14 protein-coding genes and 2 pseudogenes are annotated in these 16,495 nt (G+C 62.8%); 11 read left to right on the top strand and 5 right to left on the bottom strand.

Annotation, left to right across the window (positions count from 1 at the left end; genetic code table 11):
- Positions 1-122: 122 nt before the first annotated feature.
- The 4 genes from O3I_RS25105 to O3I_RS45630 all read left to right on the top strand — a co-directional run bounded on the left by O3I_RS25105 (position 123) and on the right by O3I_RS45630 (position 3,879).
- Entirely contained in the window at positions 123-1,301 is a 1,179-nt protein-coding gene (locus O3I_RS25105; protein WP_014985798.1) for a glycine C-acetyltransferase, read from the top strand.
- A 65-nt stretch (positions 1,302-1,366) separates the two neighbouring features.
- Complete coding sequence (locus tag O3I_RS25100; RefSeq protein ID WP_202804874.1) at positions 1,367-2,167, top strand: polysaccharide deacetylase family protein; 801 nt, start codon at positions 1,367-1,369, stop codon at positions 2,165-2,167.
- Positions 2,160-3,104, top strand: a complete 945-nt coding sequence (locus O3I_RS25095; protein WP_041564318.1) for an NmrA family NAD(P)-binding protein — start codon at positions 2,160-2,162, stop codon at positions 3,102-3,104. Before O3I_RS25100 ends, O3I_RS25095 begins: the two co-directional genes overlap by 8 nt.
- A gap of 577 nt (positions 3,105-3,681) precedes the next feature.
- Positions 3,682-3,879 (top strand): hypothetical protein, encoded by a 198-nt coding sequence (locus O3I_RS45630; RefSeq protein ID WP_014985795.1) that lies wholly within the window; start codon positions 3,682-3,684, stop codon positions 3,877-3,879.
- 181 nt (positions 3,880-4,060) lie between these two features.
- On the opposite strand, the gene O3I_RS25085 is transcribed toward O3I_RS45630, so the two are convergent.
- The 3 genes and pseudogenes from O3I_RS25085 to O3I_RS45020 all read right to left on the bottom strand — a co-directional run bounded on the left by O3I_RS25085 (position 4,061) and on the right by O3I_RS45020 (position 6,192).
- Complete coding sequence (locus O3I_RS25085) at positions 4,061-4,450, bottom strand: immunity 7 family protein (protein WP_014985794.1); 390 nt, start codon at positions 4,448-4,450, stop codon at positions 4,061-4,063.
- Between the two features lie 19 nt (positions 4,451-4,469).
- Positions 4,470-4,763 (bottom strand): annotated as a pseudogene (locus tag O3I_RS25080) (restriction endonuclease fold toxin); the annotation flags it as partial.
- 883 nt (positions 4,764-5,646) lie between these two features.
- Positions 5,647-6,192 (bottom strand): hypothetical protein, encoded by a 546-nt coding sequence (locus tag O3I_RS45020; protein ID WP_141692097.1) that lies wholly within the window; start codon positions 6,190-6,192, stop codon positions 5,647-5,649.
- Positions 6,193-7,090: 898 nt separating this feature from the next.
- Here O3I_RS45020 and O3I_RS25075 point away from each other — a divergent pair.
- Positions 7,091-8,314 carry an amidohydrolase gene (locus O3I_RS25075; RefSeq protein ID WP_014985792.1) on the top strand — a complete coding sequence of 408 codons (1,224 nt, stop codon included), beginning with the start codon at positions 7,091-7,093 and terminating at the stop codon, positions 8,312-8,314.
- Positions 8,315-8,523: 209 nt separating this feature from the next.
- Positions 8,524-9,915, top strand: coding sequence for an amidohydrolase family protein (locus O3I_RS25070; RefSeq protein WP_014985791.1), 1,392 nt, complete (start codon positions 8,524-8,526; stop codon positions 9,913-9,915).
- Positions 9,916-10,185: 270 nt separating this feature from the next.
- Here O3I_RS25070 and O3I_RS25065 read toward each other — a convergent pair whose 3' ends face one another.
- Together O3I_RS25065 and O3I_RS25060 are read right to left on the bottom strand one after the other, a co-directional pair.
- On the bottom strand, positions 10,186-10,662 hold the full coding sequence (locus O3I_RS25065) for a PaaI family thioesterase (protein WP_014985790.1): 477 nt from the start codon (positions 10,660-10,662) through the stop codon (positions 10,186-10,188).
- A gap of 49 nt (positions 10,663-10,711) precedes the next feature.
- Positions 10,712-12,322, bottom strand: a complete 1,611-nt coding sequence (locus O3I_RS25060; protein ID WP_014985789.1) for an MFS transporter — start codon at positions 12,320-12,322, stop codon at positions 10,712-10,714.
- 248 nt (positions 12,323-12,570) lie between these two features.
- Between O3I_RS25060 and O3I_RS25055 the strand changes: the two genes are divergently transcribed.
- The 5 genes and pseudogenes from O3I_RS25055 to O3I_RS25040 all read left to right on the top strand — a co-directional run bounded on the left by O3I_RS25055 (position 12,571) and on the right by O3I_RS25040 (position 16,433).
- Complete coding sequence (locus O3I_RS25055; RefSeq protein WP_014985788.1) at positions 12,571-13,152, top strand: TetR/AcrR family transcriptional regulator; 582 nt, start codon at positions 12,571-12,573, stop codon at positions 13,150-13,152.
- A 197-nt stretch (positions 13,153-13,349) separates the two neighbouring features.
- The gene (locus O3I_RS25050; protein ID WP_237748129.1) at positions 13,350-14,417 is read left to right on the top strand and encodes a GlxA family transcriptional regulator; all 1,068 of its coding nucleotides are present in this window, start codon (positions 13,350-13,352) and stop codon (positions 14,415-14,417) included.
- Between the two features lie 19 nt (positions 14,418-14,436).
- Positions 14,437-14,730, top strand: coding sequence for a hypothetical protein (locus tag O3I_RS45015; RefSeq protein WP_141692096.1), 294 nt, complete (start codon positions 14,437-14,439; stop codon positions 14,728-14,730).
- A 370-nt stretch (positions 14,731-15,100) separates the two neighbouring features.
- Positions 15,101-15,918, top strand: a pseudogene (locus O3I_RS46440) (SAM-dependent methyltransferase).
- Between the two features lie 179 nt (positions 15,919-16,097).
- On the top strand, positions 16,098-16,433 hold the full coding sequence (locus O3I_RS25040) for a histone-like nucleoid-structuring protein Lsr2 (RefSeq protein ID WP_014985784.1): 336 nt from the start codon (positions 16,098-16,100) through the stop codon (positions 16,431-16,433).
- Positions 16,434-16,495 lie beyond the last annotated feature (62 nt).

The raw sequence follows: 16,495 nt of genomic DNA, 5'->3' as shown, positions 1-16,495 counted from the left end.
GTCGAGCGATGCCTCGGGGGCATGTCCGGTTCCGGACCAGGCATTGGACGCTCACTCGCTTCGGTCACACGCTGAAGACAGCCGCGGAGCCAGACGAGGTCATCGAGTGAGGAGTGCATCGAGTGTTCACGATCCGCAACGACCTGCGCGACAGCACGCCCGGTAGGCGCGAACAGCCGATTGATACGCCGCAATCGACCCGGATTTCGGCGGCCGGGCACGAGCTGCTGAACTTTTGCGCCAACGACTATCTCGGGCTGGCCAACCATCCGCGGGTGATCGCGGCCGCGAAGGCGGCATTGGATACCCACGGATTCGGCATGGCCAGCGTGCGTTTCGTCTGCGGGACCCAGCCCGCGCACCTCGAGCTCGAACGCTCGATCTCCGGCTTGCTCGGCACCGAGGCGACTTTGCTGCAGAGTTCGTGTTTCGACGCCAACGGCGGGGTCTTCGAGGCGCTGCTCGTCGAGCGGGACGCGGTGCTCAGCGACGAGCTGAACCATGCCTCCATCATCGACGGCATCCGTCTCTGCAAGGCGACCCGATTTCGTTATCGCACAAGGGATATGGACGATCTGCGGACCCAGCTGGAACAAGCCGCCGGGTGCCGCCGCCGCCTCATCGTGACCGATGGGGTGTTTTCCATGGACGGCTCCCGTGCGCCGCTGTCTGCGATCTGCGATCTCGCCGAGCGGTATGACGCGATGGTCATGGTGGACGACTCCCACGGTGTGGGAGTGCTGGGAGCGACCGGCGCCGGTACCACCGAAGCGGCTGGTGTGGGGGACCGCGTCGACATCATCACCGGCACGCTCGGGAAGGCGCTGGGCGGTGCGTCCGGTGGTTTCGTCAGTGGCCGAGCGGAGATCGTCGATGTGCTGCGCGGTCGCTCTCGCCCGTATGTCTTCTCGAACGCGGTGCCGCCGGTCGTTGTCGCGGGGTCACTCGCCGCACTCGAGTTGGTGAAAGCCGGTGGGGCCGAACGGCAACGCCTCCGAGACAACGCGGAGACGTTGCGCCGCTCGATGATCGAGGCCGGCTTCGACCTGCAGCCCGGCGAGCATCCGATCATCCCGGTGTTGTTCGATGACGCTGTCGCCGAACGGATGTCGGAGGCGTTGTTCGTGCACGGCGTCCACGCGGTTGCCTTCACCCACCCGGTCGTGCCCCGGGGTGCGGCACGCATTCGACTGCAGGTCCCGAGCGCGCATTCCGACGATGAGATCGCGCGCTGTGTCGAAGCATTCGTCCAAGCGCGGCGCGACATCGCGGCCGAGGGACACCTCGGGACTGGCCGATGAGCAGGGAACCGTTCGGGACTCCGACCACACCGGTGCGGTGGCCGGGCGACAAAAAGGTGGCAGTCATGATCACCGTGGCCGTGGAGCTGTGGTCACCAGGCCACTGGCCGGTCTACGCGCCGATGGCCGTCGCGTGGCCGCTGCCGGGAGTGCCTGACACGCATAGCATCTCGTGGTCGGAATACGGCGCCACCACCGGGGTGTGGCGGTTGCTCGAGCTGCTGCGGTCTCATCACATGCTGGCCACGTTCGGCGTCAATGGCCTTGTCGCCGATCGGTTTCCGCGAGTGGTGCGGGCCGTGCACGAGGCCGGACACGAGATCGCCGCGCACTCCTATGCGCAGGATGTCATCCCCGCATTACTCGACGTGCGCGCCGAACGGGAGAACATCGGCCGGTGTACCGCGATCCTCGAAGATCTGATCGGGGTTCGCCCGGTCGGCTGGATGAGTCCCCGGGCCTCGGGCACGGCACATACCTCCGAATTGCTGGCCGAGGCCGGTTACCTGTGGTCCGGTGATCACAACGACTACGAGCTTCCCCGGGTGGTGGCGACCCGGCAGGGTCCGCTCGTCGCGATCATGCACAGCGAGCTGTCCGACATTCGTGGCGCCGCCGGGCCCGGGGACTATCTCGACAGTCACCTCGGCCTGCTGGCCGATCTGCTCGACGCCCCCGGCCCGCAGATCTACAACCTGACCGTGCACGCGCACGTCGGTGCGCGGCCACTGCTGTCCGGCATGGTCGACCGGATCCTCGCGCAGATCGAGGCGGTGCGCGAATCGGTGTGGCTCGCCACGCATCGGCAGATCGCCGAACATGTTCTAACCCAATATAATTCAGGAAGCGGTGCTGATCATGGTTGAGACACTTGTCGTCGGTGGCACGGGCGCGATGGGTGGCGCGGTGGTCCGGCGATTGCTTCGGTCGCCCGGTGACACGGTCACCGTACTCACCCGCGATCCTCGCTCGGACAAGGCCGCGGGATTGGTGGCCGGTGGCGGCGGCCGGGTCCGCGTTCGCCAGGGCGATCTGGATGATCCGGACAGCATCCGCGCGGCCGTCGCCGATGTCGAGTGGGTGTTCTGCAACACCGACTTCTGGTCCGGTGCAAGCGTTCTCGGTGAGTACCGCAGGGGGTTAGCGGTGCTGGAGGCCGCGCGAGCGGCGCGGGTCGAACGTTTCCTCTGGTCCTCGCTCGACAGCGCGGTGACCCGCACCGGCGGGTCCATCCCGGTACCGCACTTCGACGCGAAGGCCGCGGTCGCCGCCCACATCGACATGCTGCGATCCGACGAGATGATGCGCGAGGTCGATGACGGCTGGTACAGCGAGCACGTGTCGATCCTGACCACGGCGCCCTACTTCGAGAACCTGCGCGAGCGGCTCGCGCCACAGCAGGACCTGCTTGCGGACGGGCGATCCGGGCTGGTGTTCGCCCTTCCGTTGGGCAATGGGCGGTATCCGCTGATCGGTCTGGACGATATCGCGTGGTTCGCTGATTTCATGTTCCGCCACTGGCAGAGTTGGGGCGCACGCGACCTCGCCGTCATAGCCGACAGCCTTACCGGCGACGAAATAGCCGCGGCGGTCGAGCGGGTGACCGGAACGCCGTGCCGGTATCGCGCGATTCCCCCGGACGCGTTGCGCGCGTCGATGCCCGGCGTCGGCCACGACTACGCGGCCATGTTCCGCTTCTTCCAAGCACGCGACGTCATCGGCCTCGATCGAAACCTCGCGCACCTACGTCAACTCCATCCCGAGCTGATGACCTTCGAAGACTGGCTGCGCGCAAGCGCCTAGCCGAGCGCGAATTCCCTTACCGAGCTGATCTCGTCCCCGTCGTCGGCTCGAGTTCACATCCTGGAGCGCGCTGGTATCCGCCGAACAGCATTTCAATCGCGTCTGTCCCGGGACCGAGAGGCCTGCGAACACTCCGTATTGGAGCAACTCTTCCACGACGCGATGATCCAGCTGCGGCAACGTTTCGACGCCGGCGATCCTGAGATTTTGGCGCGATCCGATCCCCACAGCGATGCCTTCGGCCCGGGCTGCCCGTTCGTCCCGACCGATCCGCAATCGGTAAGCCCTTGCACCGCCACCTTTTCCATACCATGGCACGTATGTCATCCCTGGCACGGGCGGCGGGCGGCCTGTGCGGCCATTCATTCAGACCGGGCGGTCTCTTACCGCCTGTCGTGGCTACGTCCGGGCGTGGCGGCCAATCACGCACTCCGTGCCGACGAGTCGGTGGATTCTGCTGCGACGCTGCCCGATCCTGGGGTGCGAACACCTCTCGTCATGCACGATGTGCTTGTGGCTCGGTTGAGTACATCGATGAGAGTGTTCATCGTCGTTTTGGTCGTGGTGATCGTGGAATTTGACGGATCTGAACTCGGTCATCATGCTGGCCATGGTCGGTAGATGGTTTGCGTTGCGCGACAAGCGTTGTTGCCTGATCGCCAGCATGGAGGACGCAAGCGCCGCGCCGAGAGAAACGACGAGCGCTATGCAGCTGATGGTCACCGTCAACATGCCGATCCGTACTGTAGACATCGGGAAGTTCCAGGCTTTCTAGCCTAAACGTCCTTGCCCGTCGCAAGAGTCGATTCGGACCTGCCGAGCACGCTCAATAGCGCGGCGAATTTGAGTTCTACGTCAAAGGACGGGCACGTCCTGCGGATCGACGAGGCGCACACCGTGTGGTGAACCTCCGCAGAGCTAAGAGAAGTATCCCGCAGGGGAGAAGCGCGCCATCGTTATTCGTCTTGGTTCTCGATCAGTGGAACGCAGGGGGACAGAAGGGTGTCGTTCTGCGTTGATGTTTGCCCGCGGCGCATGACAAATATTTGAAACTCGTTGTAGAGTTTCGGGTCTTCATCATTTCTTATCCACAGGGTACCGAAAGAGCCTGGCGCTAGGCTGCCGATTTCTTTGAAGCCGTCCAGTACGCTCCAGTGTGGGTGGTTTGTGTATCCAGCGAAATGAAGTTGAATTTTTCCATTGACGCGCCGGAGGTCGACGAGACCGCTACCGGTATCGAGGGCGTCGAGCCGGGCCTCCACGGCCTGGTATGTCGATTCGATCTGGGCATGGTCGTCGTACTCGACGTCGTATTGAACGGTGAGCCATCCGTGGTACTCGAACACTCGTCCTCCTGGTCGCGGGTCAGAACGGTGTGGTGTCGATGACAACGTCGACGCCGTACCGTGCTGAGTATTCGTACAGCTTGTCGATCACGCCTGGCCCCGGTTCACCGTCGAAATGGTAGTACACCTTACGGCCGGTCGCTCGAGCTGCTTCAAAGGACTCCTTGCCCTGATTTCTGAATGCTGAACCGAGTTGCTGTCCGCCTGGTTTTACTTGTCCGATGAATTCGTCGCTGACGACGTCGAATTCTCGTCCGCTGGGGTCGTTGCCGAACTTCATTCGCGACTGGCCACCGATGCGTTCGGCCAGTTTGTCCGCGTCGTCCCGCGGTCCCGCTCCTCATTCGCCCTTGACGGGCTCGAATACCACACGTCGCCGCGACGCCGACCGGCCCGAGCCCGGTCGGCAGTGGGACCGGATCCACCGATCGGGCAAAACTCACGTGCCAGAGACGACCAGCAGAATTGGCGTCGGGGTGAACATTCGCGCGGGATCCGGCGCCCTGCTGCTGACCATGCACGAACGCATCCCACACCACAGCGACCCGGGATAAGCCCGACGGGCCCCGGTCAGCTCACCCCGCTTCGGTGACTACCGCGGGAGAGCCCGTTTGCCGGGCCCGTCTGTAGAAGGCCACGCCGATTCCGATCGCAGCACTGACGCCGCCGAGCGCACCAGCCCAACCAGGTCCGGCGAGTCGGACGGCAAGAGCCACCGCAGCGACTACACCGGCCAGCGGGACAAGGATCAGTACGAGTAGCTGGCAGACAGCAGTCCAACTGCCACGGCAACTGAAGACGAGGCGGATGCTGCGCTCGGCGAAGTCCAGGACGCCGGCGGGCGGGCTCTCACTGCGGGCGGCGGCCAGACACCTGGATCCACCAGCGGCGCACTTGGTGCACCTCTTCGCCCGGGCTCTTTTCGCCGCGGCCCGCAGCCGAGGAGATCTCCCCGCCGTGCGCCTTTCTCCGCCCGGGATCGGGTCAGCCATGGCTACCCCGGTTCAGGTGCTGGAGATAAACGTTGCAGGTAAACCCTGCGATGGGATGGGGTGGGCGACAGGTGTCACCCAGAGTGGCTACCCTCATCATCGGGCCTGGATCCCTCTCTCGGAGCTGGGGGTGGGTTATCGGGTTGTCCCGGCCCCCTGCCTCGCCGCGAACGAGGCAGGGGGCCCGCATTGCACCCAAGAAACTCAGAACCAGGCCCAGGCCCAGTTCACCGCTTGGGACGCCGGCCGCCGCGAACGGCCGACGTGGCGAGAGTAAGCCCTGGCGCCGACGCGACCGGAGCAGTCGAGCCCCCACGAGCCCCAGGCGAGCCTGGGGCGAACCCTCCGCGCCGTATACCTGTCTCCCGGCAAAACCTCAGGTAGATCGCGAATCGTGTCGTCAGCACCGCAATAGCCTGGCCGAGGATGCCGCCCGGCAGGGGCGGGAGCACCACCGAGCGCCTTGAGTCGACGTACCCCTACGACCTGCGCTTTTAGCAGGTCGATCGCGGTAATTTGTGGACAGCCTGTGGACAGAGCCGTACTCGCGGGTAGCGCGAACACCTTCAGCTTGTCGGCGTTGTTCATGTACAGGGTGTCGAAGTACTCGGTGATCTCCTCCAGATTGAGAAAGTCCGCCAGATGATCTGTGACGCGGCGCGCTGACCGGCGCGGATGAATCTGTTCATGGGTGCGGTGTTCTCCTTGCGTACCTTCTTCTCCGTGTTCGTGCACGTCTGCCCCGAACACGGTACGAGCGTCAGCCCACGTGCTTTGTCCTCCTTTTGTCCTCATCTGGTACGCCGAGGCTCCAAGGAATCAAGTCGACCACGCCCGCGGCGCGCCGAGGTTCAAAAAAGTTAAAAATGGGAGTATTCGAACTTTTCAATAAATATGAAGCAAACTTCAGAGAAGAAGAGTAATGCCGGCAAGAAATTCTACAGTAGATCCATCCCGTCGTATCGTCTGGCTGTTCGACGGGAAGTTCCGGCACTGAGAGTATGTATTTACCTGCCTGTGGCGCCGACGCTGATATCGACGCGTTATCTTCGGTGCATCGCAGCCCTTCTGGAGCTGTATTTCGTGCAATCCTGCCATTTCGACTTCGATATGTATGTGCCGATTGTCCTGGCGGCGTAGACGGTCCCGTATCGCAATCGCGATTGCCGGGGAATCCTGATAGATTGGACCACTCCCAGGATAGGCACGTAGTGTGTACGCCGCAACTACACGGCGTTTGCAACGGGGTAGCCTCACCTGCGTCGTAAACACAGGGGCGTCAACCGTAGGAATGCGCAAGTCCCTTTGCTGATTCGGTCTCGGACCCGGTCGGTGCAGGTTCCGGACGGGCCCGCGGTGGGGCGGTCTCCAAGGCTCGGCTGCGCGGAGACTTCGAGCGATGGATTCCCCACGCCCGCAAGACCGTTCGTACCTCGCAAGCCAAACATCCAAAATAGACTATATCAGGACAAGGAACACGCGGCAGCGGGTCCGCATTTTCACTGGCCATTTGGGCAATTAATATGTCCTCTTAGGCACTGGATCTGCCGCGCGGAGTGGGCAAGAATTCGACTATGACCTCGTCCGAACTATTCCTCCGTGGCATTGAATTCGCACCGGCCCGAACCGCGACCGGTATGGGCCGCTCATGATGCATGTCGATTCGGATGTGCTGGCAGACCTGTACAAGCGTTTACACAAGTCGCCAGAGCTTTCGTTGATGGAGTTCGCGACTTCCGCTCTGCTCGCGGAGAAGTTACGCGAACTCGGTATCCCCGTAACGACAGGGGTCGGTGGTACCGGCGTGGTCGGGGTCCTGAGCAACGGCGATGGGCCGGTCGTGATGCTGCGGGCCGATATCGATGCGTTGCCTGTGGAAGAGATGACCGAACTCCCGTACGCGAGCACTGAGCGTGCCATCGATCACGAGGGTCGTGAGGTACCGGTGATGCATGCCTGTGGCCACGACATGCACGCCACCTGTTTGATCGGTGCAGCGACCGTGCTGGCTGGTACTACCGCCGAATGGTCAGGCACGGTGGTGTTTGTCTTCCAGCCAGCCGAGGAGTTGCTCTGCGGTGCGCAGAACATGGTCGACGATGGACTCTTCGAGCGATGCCCGAAACCTGACATCGTCCTCGGTCAGCATGTCGCGCCTATGCCGGCGGGCATGACCGGATTCAGCAGCGGGCCTACCACCGCGGCGGTGAGCAGGGTACGCATCACCCTGCACGGTCGTGGTTCACACGGCTCACGGCCGGAGGCGTCGATCGATCCTGTCGTGATGGCCGCTAGTGTGGTGACACGACTGCAAACCATCGTTTCGCGTGAGGTGCCGCCCGGCGAAGTAGCCGTCGTCACCGTCGGCCGATTAGACGCCGGTACAGCGGGTAACGTCATTCCCGATACTGCGGAGTTGGACGTCTCGGTGCGAACCTACGATGGCCAGATCCGTACTCGTATCCACGCTTCGATCGAGCGAATTGTTCGCGCGGAAGCCCTGGCATCGGGCTCAGTGCGTGAGCCCGAATTCGACTGGCAAGTCGAAGTACCGGCTGTCTTCAATGATCCGGAATTCACCGCGGCGACCAGAGCTGCGTTCGCAGATCATTTCGGCGACGAAGCGGTCATATCGATGCCGACAGTGACCGGCAGCGAAGATTTCGGGGTCTTCGGAGCCGTAATCGGCGCACCGTCGGTCTTCTGGTTCTGGGGCGGATTCACCCTCGAGAACCGAAAACTCGAGGATCTGCCAGCCAACCACTCATCACAATTCGCTCCCGATATCGAACCCACACTGACCACCGGCGTGCAGGCCATGGTGATCGCCGCGCGTAGGTGGCTCGGCCGCTCCGAGAGGAGGCTGCCGTGACTTCTCCACGAGCCTGGTCCGTCCCTCCGCAGTGTAGTTACGAGGAGTTCCGCCGGTCGATTCATACCATCCTGCACAACGGCTGTTGTAGCAGCGTTCCTCTCTCGGCTGTGCGTTCGACGCCCGCACCACCCCTGCGGCGAGATACGCCGTTCCGGCGACTCGGCTACTCGCGGTGGGCGGAAACTGTCACGCCCCGCGATTCGATCGTGCCGGTGCTGACCGGGCGATTCGTGCTCCCGGACGTCACGATCGCCCATGCCGATGAACCCGATCAAGAACACGTCGATGTCTACGTCCGTGACCGTCTGGTGGACGAGATTCGCCCGTCCGGGCAACTCGCGGCCGGCGATGTGACGGTCATCGACGACGCGCGGGGAACAGTAGTCACCAGTGCATTGATCGATATGCATACCCACATGCCAGCCGACAATATGCTCCATCTCACCGATTTGTTTCTGCTTCAAACACTTCGACACGGGATCACAATTGTTCGTGACGCGGGCGATCCGGACGGAACGGCCATACCCGCCGCCCTTTCCCGGGTCATTTCCGGCGCACTGCCCGGCCCTGACATTCGCTATGCCTACGGATTTGTCGGCGCTGCACCCGCACGGTTCCCCAACGCCTTTTCCTACGACCACCCTGAGCAAGCGACAGAGATCGTCGACCGTCTACTGACCCTTGGCGCCACCTGGGTCAAGTCGTACGACAATATCGACCTCCCCCGCGTAGCCGCACTGCGTGAAGCCGCACAGGAAGCAGGGCTGGGCGTGCTCGGACACGTGCCCAGCGGCCTCGGCCATGACGAAGCGTTATTGCCCGACGCACAACACCTGTTCGGTGTTCCACCGCCGAGGAGTCTGCGCCGCGACCACGTGCTCAATCGTTCGATCGACTGGCACGCAGTGGATTCCAGGCGCGTCGATGTCATCCGCCGAGCCAGTATCGAAAACCAACTGACACTGACACCGACTCTGGATGTCACGATGGGAATCCTCGAACTCGACCGGTATCCCGAGGCACTCCAGGAAGAGACCGCACTCGCGATGCCCCCGTTCTACTCACGCGTGATGTGGCATCCTCACCATGGGCTACCTGCATACCGCGACATCTCCAGGGACGACTTCGAACGTGCCCGTCGTGCGCTTGATCGCAAACGCGATCTTGTCGCACGACTTCACGCCGATGGAGTTCCAATACTGCTCGGCACCGACACACAACAGCCCTTCGTCGCTCCAGGTGTCGCGCTGCACCGAGAACTGCACGCATTCGATCAAGCCGGGATACCACGCCGGGAAGCTTTCGCTGCGGCAACCACCACAGCCGCGTCGGCCCTCGGCCTGACGACGGTCGGCAAAGTCCGCCCAGGAATGCGAGCAGAGCTCCTGATCAGCCGAAACGATCCCCACCATATGCCCTGGTCCGTCAACAAGGACCTGACGGCCGTCGTTGTAAACGGCGCCCTCATACGCACCGCGGACCTCGACGCAGCCATCGCCAGGGAACTGCATCGATTCGAGGGCGTCTTCACCGATTTCACCCAACGGCTCCTGGCCCAGTTGAGTTTACGACGACTCGCGAAAGGTTTCGTCCGCTGACCAGGATCCTTCGCTCTGGCACCGGCATGGTCACGACCCCGCCGGGCGACTTCGACGCGCCGCACCGCGCGCTCGAGCAGTCGGGCTGCTGCCTCGAGTCCAGTTCTGGCGGGTGCGCTTCCACGCGAAACCCGAAGCGCGCAGCTGTGTCGATGGGCCGGGGGAAATTCCGCCGAAAGAATCAGGCAGGTGCGCGCGTCACTACCGAAGGTGATCGAGTCTCCGGCCCCGCTCCGCCGACCAGCGGGTACTTGTCGCGGAGACCGCGCGTCACTTCGAACGATGATCTTTTTCGGGGGCTGGCTTCTTGCGTGCATAGACCTGCCGGTGCGCTACTGCCACGGTCGCGCCGCCGGCGTCGATGATCTCGGTCTCGAACCAGGTCAAAGACTTTGCCCCGTCGGCGGTTTCGTTTCGAATTTGTTCGACGACAGCGGGCGGGACAGTGACCCGCGATGTCAAAGTCCCCTTGCCGGGGCGGATGAACTTGATCGTGCCTTCTGTGTCCCACACGCGATACTCTGGGCCGATTTGCTGCATGAGCAGCACCATGAACAGGGGGCCGGTCATTGCTGACAGTGATCCGCCGAAGGCTGCGCCCATGATGTTCTGGTTCAGCCTGTTGACCTTGAGGCGGATAGTCGCAGTGGTCCAGTCATCTGCGATCTCGGTGACGCGAATTCCGCTGAAGAGCAATGGTGGCCAGATGTTGAGCCACCACTTCATCAGCTGCGGCGTCACCTTCATCGTTGGTCTCCATTCTATGTTCGGTAGCGTCGATTGTGGAATCCGCTGCTCATCGGGAAACAGGATATTCCTGAGTCCGGCTTGCCCTGGGCGTGGCTATCCGCTCGATGACGGCCATCGTGATGAGAGAAATCAGCCCTATTACTCCGAGGATGGCCGAGGCGTCGAATATGGCGTTGATGCCGGCATCGGAGGCTACGCGGGCGATGCTTTCGACGTTGGATTCGAAGATCCGCATTGATTCGGGCAGTTCGGTGGCGACTCGCAGGCCTGCGCCGGATCCCAGCGCATCCACAACTTGGTCTCGCGCGGTCGAAGGTAGTGCCGGTCCGCCGGCTGCGATCTGCGCCGACGAGGGGAGGTTCGCGTCGGCGGAAGCTGTTGCGGCGCGGGTGAAGAGAGCTCCCAGTGCGGCGATGCCGACGACAGTCCCGAGTTGCCGCATCGAGGAGACGACGCCGGTAGCCATGCCTGCCGTATCCTCGGATGAATGTGCCAATGCCACTTGTGATGTCACCGGCAGAACGATGCCCATCGCCGCACCGAAGAGAATCAGTCCGGGGCGATAATGGGTCCAGATGTCTGCGGCCTGGATATTGGTCGACAGGTAGGCACCTGCGCTGACGAAGCTCAGCCCCACAATGAGCCAGATCGATGCCGGAAGGCGGCGCTGGACAATGGACACGATGGGCGATACGAGCATCGCGGCGGCGGACAGAGCCAGGAAACATATGCCTGTTCGTAATGCGGTGAACTGTAAGGTGTTCATGAAATAGAGAGCCAGGAAGTTCGCTGCTGCCGCGACGGCGGCGAATGCGACGAATCCTGCGATCGACAATGTTGCGAACTCGGGCCGTGCGACGAGACGCAGGTCGACCATCGGATGACGTGTTCTCAGTTCCCACCAGACGAATCCCGCCAGCACGATCGCGCCGAAGAGGAAGAGTCCGCAGATGAATGCTGAGGTCCACCCGCGACTGTTGCCTTCGATCACCGCGAGTACGCACGCGAACAATCCTGCTGTCACCAGCACGGTGCCGATCCAGTCGATCGTTGTCGTCGCGGCGCTTCTGGATTCACCGATGTAGAAGATCGCGACGCACAGCGATAGCAGCCCGATCGGGACGTTCACCAAGAAGATCGAATCCCAGCCGAGACTGTTGACCAGGATTCCGCCGACGAGCGGGCCGGCCGCGGTGGCTAGTCCCATCACCGCGGCCAGGGCGCCGATGGCGCGGGCCTTGCGGATTGGATCGGGAAACACCGCCGACACCAGGGGGACCGAAACTCCCATCATCAGTGCTGCTCCGGTTCCCTGAACCGCGCGCATGAGGTTCAACTGCAGCATCCCCTCCGACAGCGCGCATCCCAGCGACGCAGTAGTGAAGATCGCGAGTCCCGCAAGGAACAGGCGCTTGCGTCCGATGCGGTCGCCGAAAACCGCTGCGGTCAACAGCAACGAGGCCAGTGGGAGGGTGTATCCGTCCACGACCCACTGCAGATCCGATAGCGACGCTCCCAGCGATTGCTGGATATTCGGCAAGGCCACGCCGACGATTGTGGAATCGAGGAGCAGCATGAAAAGCGCGAGGCACACTACGGCCAGAGTCGCGGTCGGGTTGGACGCTGCGTACCGGTCCGTGACGGGGGTTTTTGACATCGGCACTCCGATACTCGCTTGTGAGGTCGCGTTGGGTGCTGGCGGCCGGAGGGTGGTGCGCGCTCGCTTGGGCGGGCTGTCAGTCGTAGAGCGGCGCGTTCGCTGAGAAAGACAGATCAATCGCACAAGTAGTCTGATCGGTCTACTTAGGGACATTAGTAGACTGAACGGGCTACTGCAAGCAAAGTGTGAGCTACCCCTCGATCGGAGATCCGGTAGTAACCCACGCATCGCATGGAGGAGGCTCGATGGCCGCTGACGCTCGAGGCCGGCTGATTGCCGGCGCGGTCTCCATGATGCGTGAAAACGGTGTCGCCGGAATGGGTTTGAGCGAGCTCACACGGCGCAGCGGCACGGCTCGCCGGTCTATCTACCTGAATTTCCCTGGCGGCAAGAGCGAACTGGTCGCCGAAGCCACGCGAGTCATCGGAGCCTCACTGACAGGAGTGCTCGAGTCGCTGACCGCCGAGCCGAACCCGGTGTTCGCATTCGCGCGGATGTGGGAAAGCGTGCTTCTCGAATCCGACTTCGCCGCGGGCTGCCCCATCACCGCAGCGACGCTGGGGCGTCACCAAGCGCCGGAAGGGGTGCTCGCCGCGGCGGAAGTGTTCGCGCAGTGGACCGGCCGCGTCAGGGATTGGCTCCACGAGCAAGGCGTCGACCACAGCCTCAGCGAAGGACTGGCGACCTCGTTGATCGCGGCCATCGAAGGAGCGGTGCTGCTGTCACAGGCGCAACGGTCGGTCGCGCCGCTGGAGTATGTGGCCGAAAGTATGCAATCGCTGATCCATTCGTTCACAACCCCGACCGTAGCGAGCAACGGCTCCTGACTCAGCGCAACCTCGGCTGGCCGTGACTGCCGGCGTGGCTGAAAGAATCGATTTGATGGCCATTTCGCCACTGGGCAATCGCGGTAGCGCTTTGTACGCTGAGAAAAGGTCGGCCGCAGCGAGTGCGGTGTTTATGAACTCGCCCTGGTCGGTGGTGTGAACCTGCCCGCGGAGGCCGGATTTGGACGGTCTTTCGATTGTTCTACGGGTTGAACGGCTGCGACTGCGATTTCCGGAGCAGGCTTGCCTCGTGCCGGCGGTGCTGCAGCGACAGCGAAATTGGAGGTGACCTGATGTTATCTATGGATTTGCTGGTGGTGCCCGGGTCGTCGCCGATTGCTGTGGCGGCGACCCTCGACCTGGCCGAAGCGCTCAAGCGCAGTCGTTACGCGCCCAAGGACGTTTCCATCGACGTGCGGGTGATCGGCGGTGACAACGGGATAGTCGCGTTGCGCGGCGGGTTGTTCGTTCCGGCGGTGCCCGTGACCGAGGCCGGTCCGGCACGGCCATGGGTCGTCGTTCCTGGTATCGGCAGTGCCTCGCCCGGGGAGATGGCACGCCGCCTCGGCGAGCCGGATGTGCAGAGTGCGGTCGAGTGGTTGGCCAAGGCGATCGACTCGCGGATCGCTGCTTCGTGCACCGGCACTTTCGTCGCTGCAGAAGCGGGGGCGCTCGGTGGTCGGGCCGTCACCACGACATGGTGGCTGGCTGGTCTGTTCGCTGCTCGCTATCCCGACTGCCGCCTGGACGCCGATCGGATGCTGGTCAAGGACGGCCCGGTATTCACCGCCGGCGCCTCCATGGGGCACATCGACCTGGTGCTCGCCATCGCCGAGGAAGTGTTCGGCGTCGAGATCGCCCGAGCCATGGCCGCACGCGCTGCCGCGACACCACAGCCATCGCAAGCACCGTTCCAACGTGGTGTGATGTTCCGGGAAATGGATCCGAATTTGGCGGCTATCGAGCGCTACGTCCTGGCTCAGATCGACCAGCCGGTGCGGTTGGCCGAACTCGCAGCCGCGACCCACACGTCCCCGCGCACGTTGACCCGGCGTGTGCAAGCCGCGACCGGCCTGTCGCCGGTCCAGTTCGCGCAACGGATCAAAGTCGAGGCCGCACTGGATCTGCTGAGGGATTCTCGGCGCAGCGTCCGTGATGTCGCCCAAGCTGTCGGCCTTGCCGATGCGTCGACCTTGAATCGGCTGATCCGCCGGATCACCGGCCGCAGCCCTGGCACGTTCCGATCAGCTGTCCATAACTCCTGAGACGTTCTGACAACCTGAGATGGCCGCGATCGCGGCTTCGACCAACCTGCTCACCGTATCGAAAGGGGAGTACATGACCGACCTCGCCGACTACCGTGGCAGAGTCACGGCAATATTGGCCGTTGTCGCTGAACGGGTCTCCCACGAGATCGGCGCCACCGACACCGCCCGAATCTGGCCGCTGATCGAAGCTACGACAAAAGCCTTGGCTCAGTCTGCATTTCAAGAAGGACGTGACGTCGCAGGGACATGTCCGCAGATGTCACACGTAGCTTCTCGGATAAACCCCGTGGACCGCGGCAGCGAACAGTGAATACGGTGCCGTCACGGATGCTTCACGAAATTGATTGCCTGATAGGGGGTTCGGATGATGCGTTGTCAGGACAGCGAAGCGATGGATCCGAGTATGCGGTGATCATCCATGTCCCGCAGTCGATCTGGCGGCAGCGCCGTTGTGTCTCCGGCGAATAGGCCACAGAAGGCGGCTTGCGCGACTCGTGGGGATTCGTTCAAATGTTGGCCACGGCACAAACTGTCTTCCGCTAAGTGTCTTGCGACGCTGCTTGGGAACGCTCGGGGGATCCTGACGCACTGGATCGAGTCCGAGGAAGGTTGTAGTGCAGTTCAATTCGGAGTCCTGTTTCGCGACCGAAGTCGTCGGACGGACCGCTTTGGTGGTCGCGATGGCTCGCGCGCTGGAAACACGCAGTCTGCAACGAATGATCGATGATCCATGGGCGGAGCGCTTCCTGGCGGCAGCGGGTGTGGAAATCTTCGCACCTCGGTCGGTCGGGAAGGGCAGGGGCGTGATTGTGGCCGGGGCACACCTTGTCCGCAATTTCGTCGCTGTACGGACCCGGTTTGTCGATAACTACGTGAGCAGTGCGGTGGCCGCGAACATCCGTCAGATCGTCATCCTCGGTGCGGGATTGGACGCACGCGTGCTACGCCTGCCTCTGCCGCGAACATCGCGGCTTACGAGGTGGAACGGCCTGCGGTGATCGAGTTCAAGAACGCAGTACTCGGCCGCCACGGCCACACGCTGCTCTCGCAGCGCATGACTGTGCCGATCGCGCAGTGCGCGGACTGGTTCGCCGCCCTCGCTGAGGCTGGATTCGATCCCTCGGAGTCGACGCTCTGGCTCGCTGAAGGTTTGATGATGTATCTGCCCGCCGAGATCCAGCACGCTGTGCTCGGGCAAATCGACGCGGGATCGGCCCCCGGCAGCCGATGCTACATCGACTTTGTCACAACATCATTCAGCGCCGCAGGGGCGAAAGACACTGCAGACCCGTACCTATTCCTGAACATCGACTGGGACGCGCTGCCATTGGCAGAGGACGGCAGCGACCATCGGGCACGAGCACAACTCACTGATTTCGGCTGGACAGTCAGTACAGCTGCGGTAGCGGACGTCGCGACCGGCTCCGCGCGGCTGTTGGACTCTCATCCCTATGGCGACGGCTCTGTCGTACTCATGACCGCGCAAAAATCGAAATAGCGTCAGCTGACCAACTCGGCCCAGCAGCTCCGCAAATCCACATAAAGCATCCGGGTTACGTCACCAAGGCAATCCACGACCTTTCCGGCACGATCCAGCGACGCGGATGTCGCTGCGATTCCCGTCGGTTCCCTCTCCCGAAGCCACACGTCGACTACCCCCAATCCGGAGGAGATCGCATGGTACGCAGAGTCATTGTCGAGTGGATCGACGACCACGACGGCCGGTCTGCCGCTGACGAAAGGGTCGAGTTCGGTCTCGACGGTGTCGGCTACGAACTCGATCTGACGGCCTGCAACTCCGCCCGTCTGCGCGGGGTCTTCGAGCAATGGATTCCCCACGCCCGCGAGATCGGCCTCGCCTCGCAAATCAATCCCGCCAAGAGAACCACCCACCATGGCTATGACCACACGGCCGCGATCCGACGCTGGGCCCGCGCCAACAGTATCGAGGTATCGGACCGCGGGCGGTTCTCCAACGATGTCCTTGAGCGCTATTACCAGGCCAACGGCTAGGCGCCTCGATCGACCGATAACAGCCATCGCGGACCGACTACTGGGCGTGCTCGGTCGATCAT

Source organism: Nocardia brasiliensis ATCC 700358 (genome assembly GCF_000250675.2).
GTDB classification, from domain to species: Bacteria; Actinomycetota; Actinomycetes; order Mycobacteriales; family Mycobacteriaceae; genus Nocardia; species Nocardia brasiliensis_B.
Note: the sequence above shows the minus strand (reverse complement) of the source record. Positions and strands in the feature narration are given on the sequence as shown.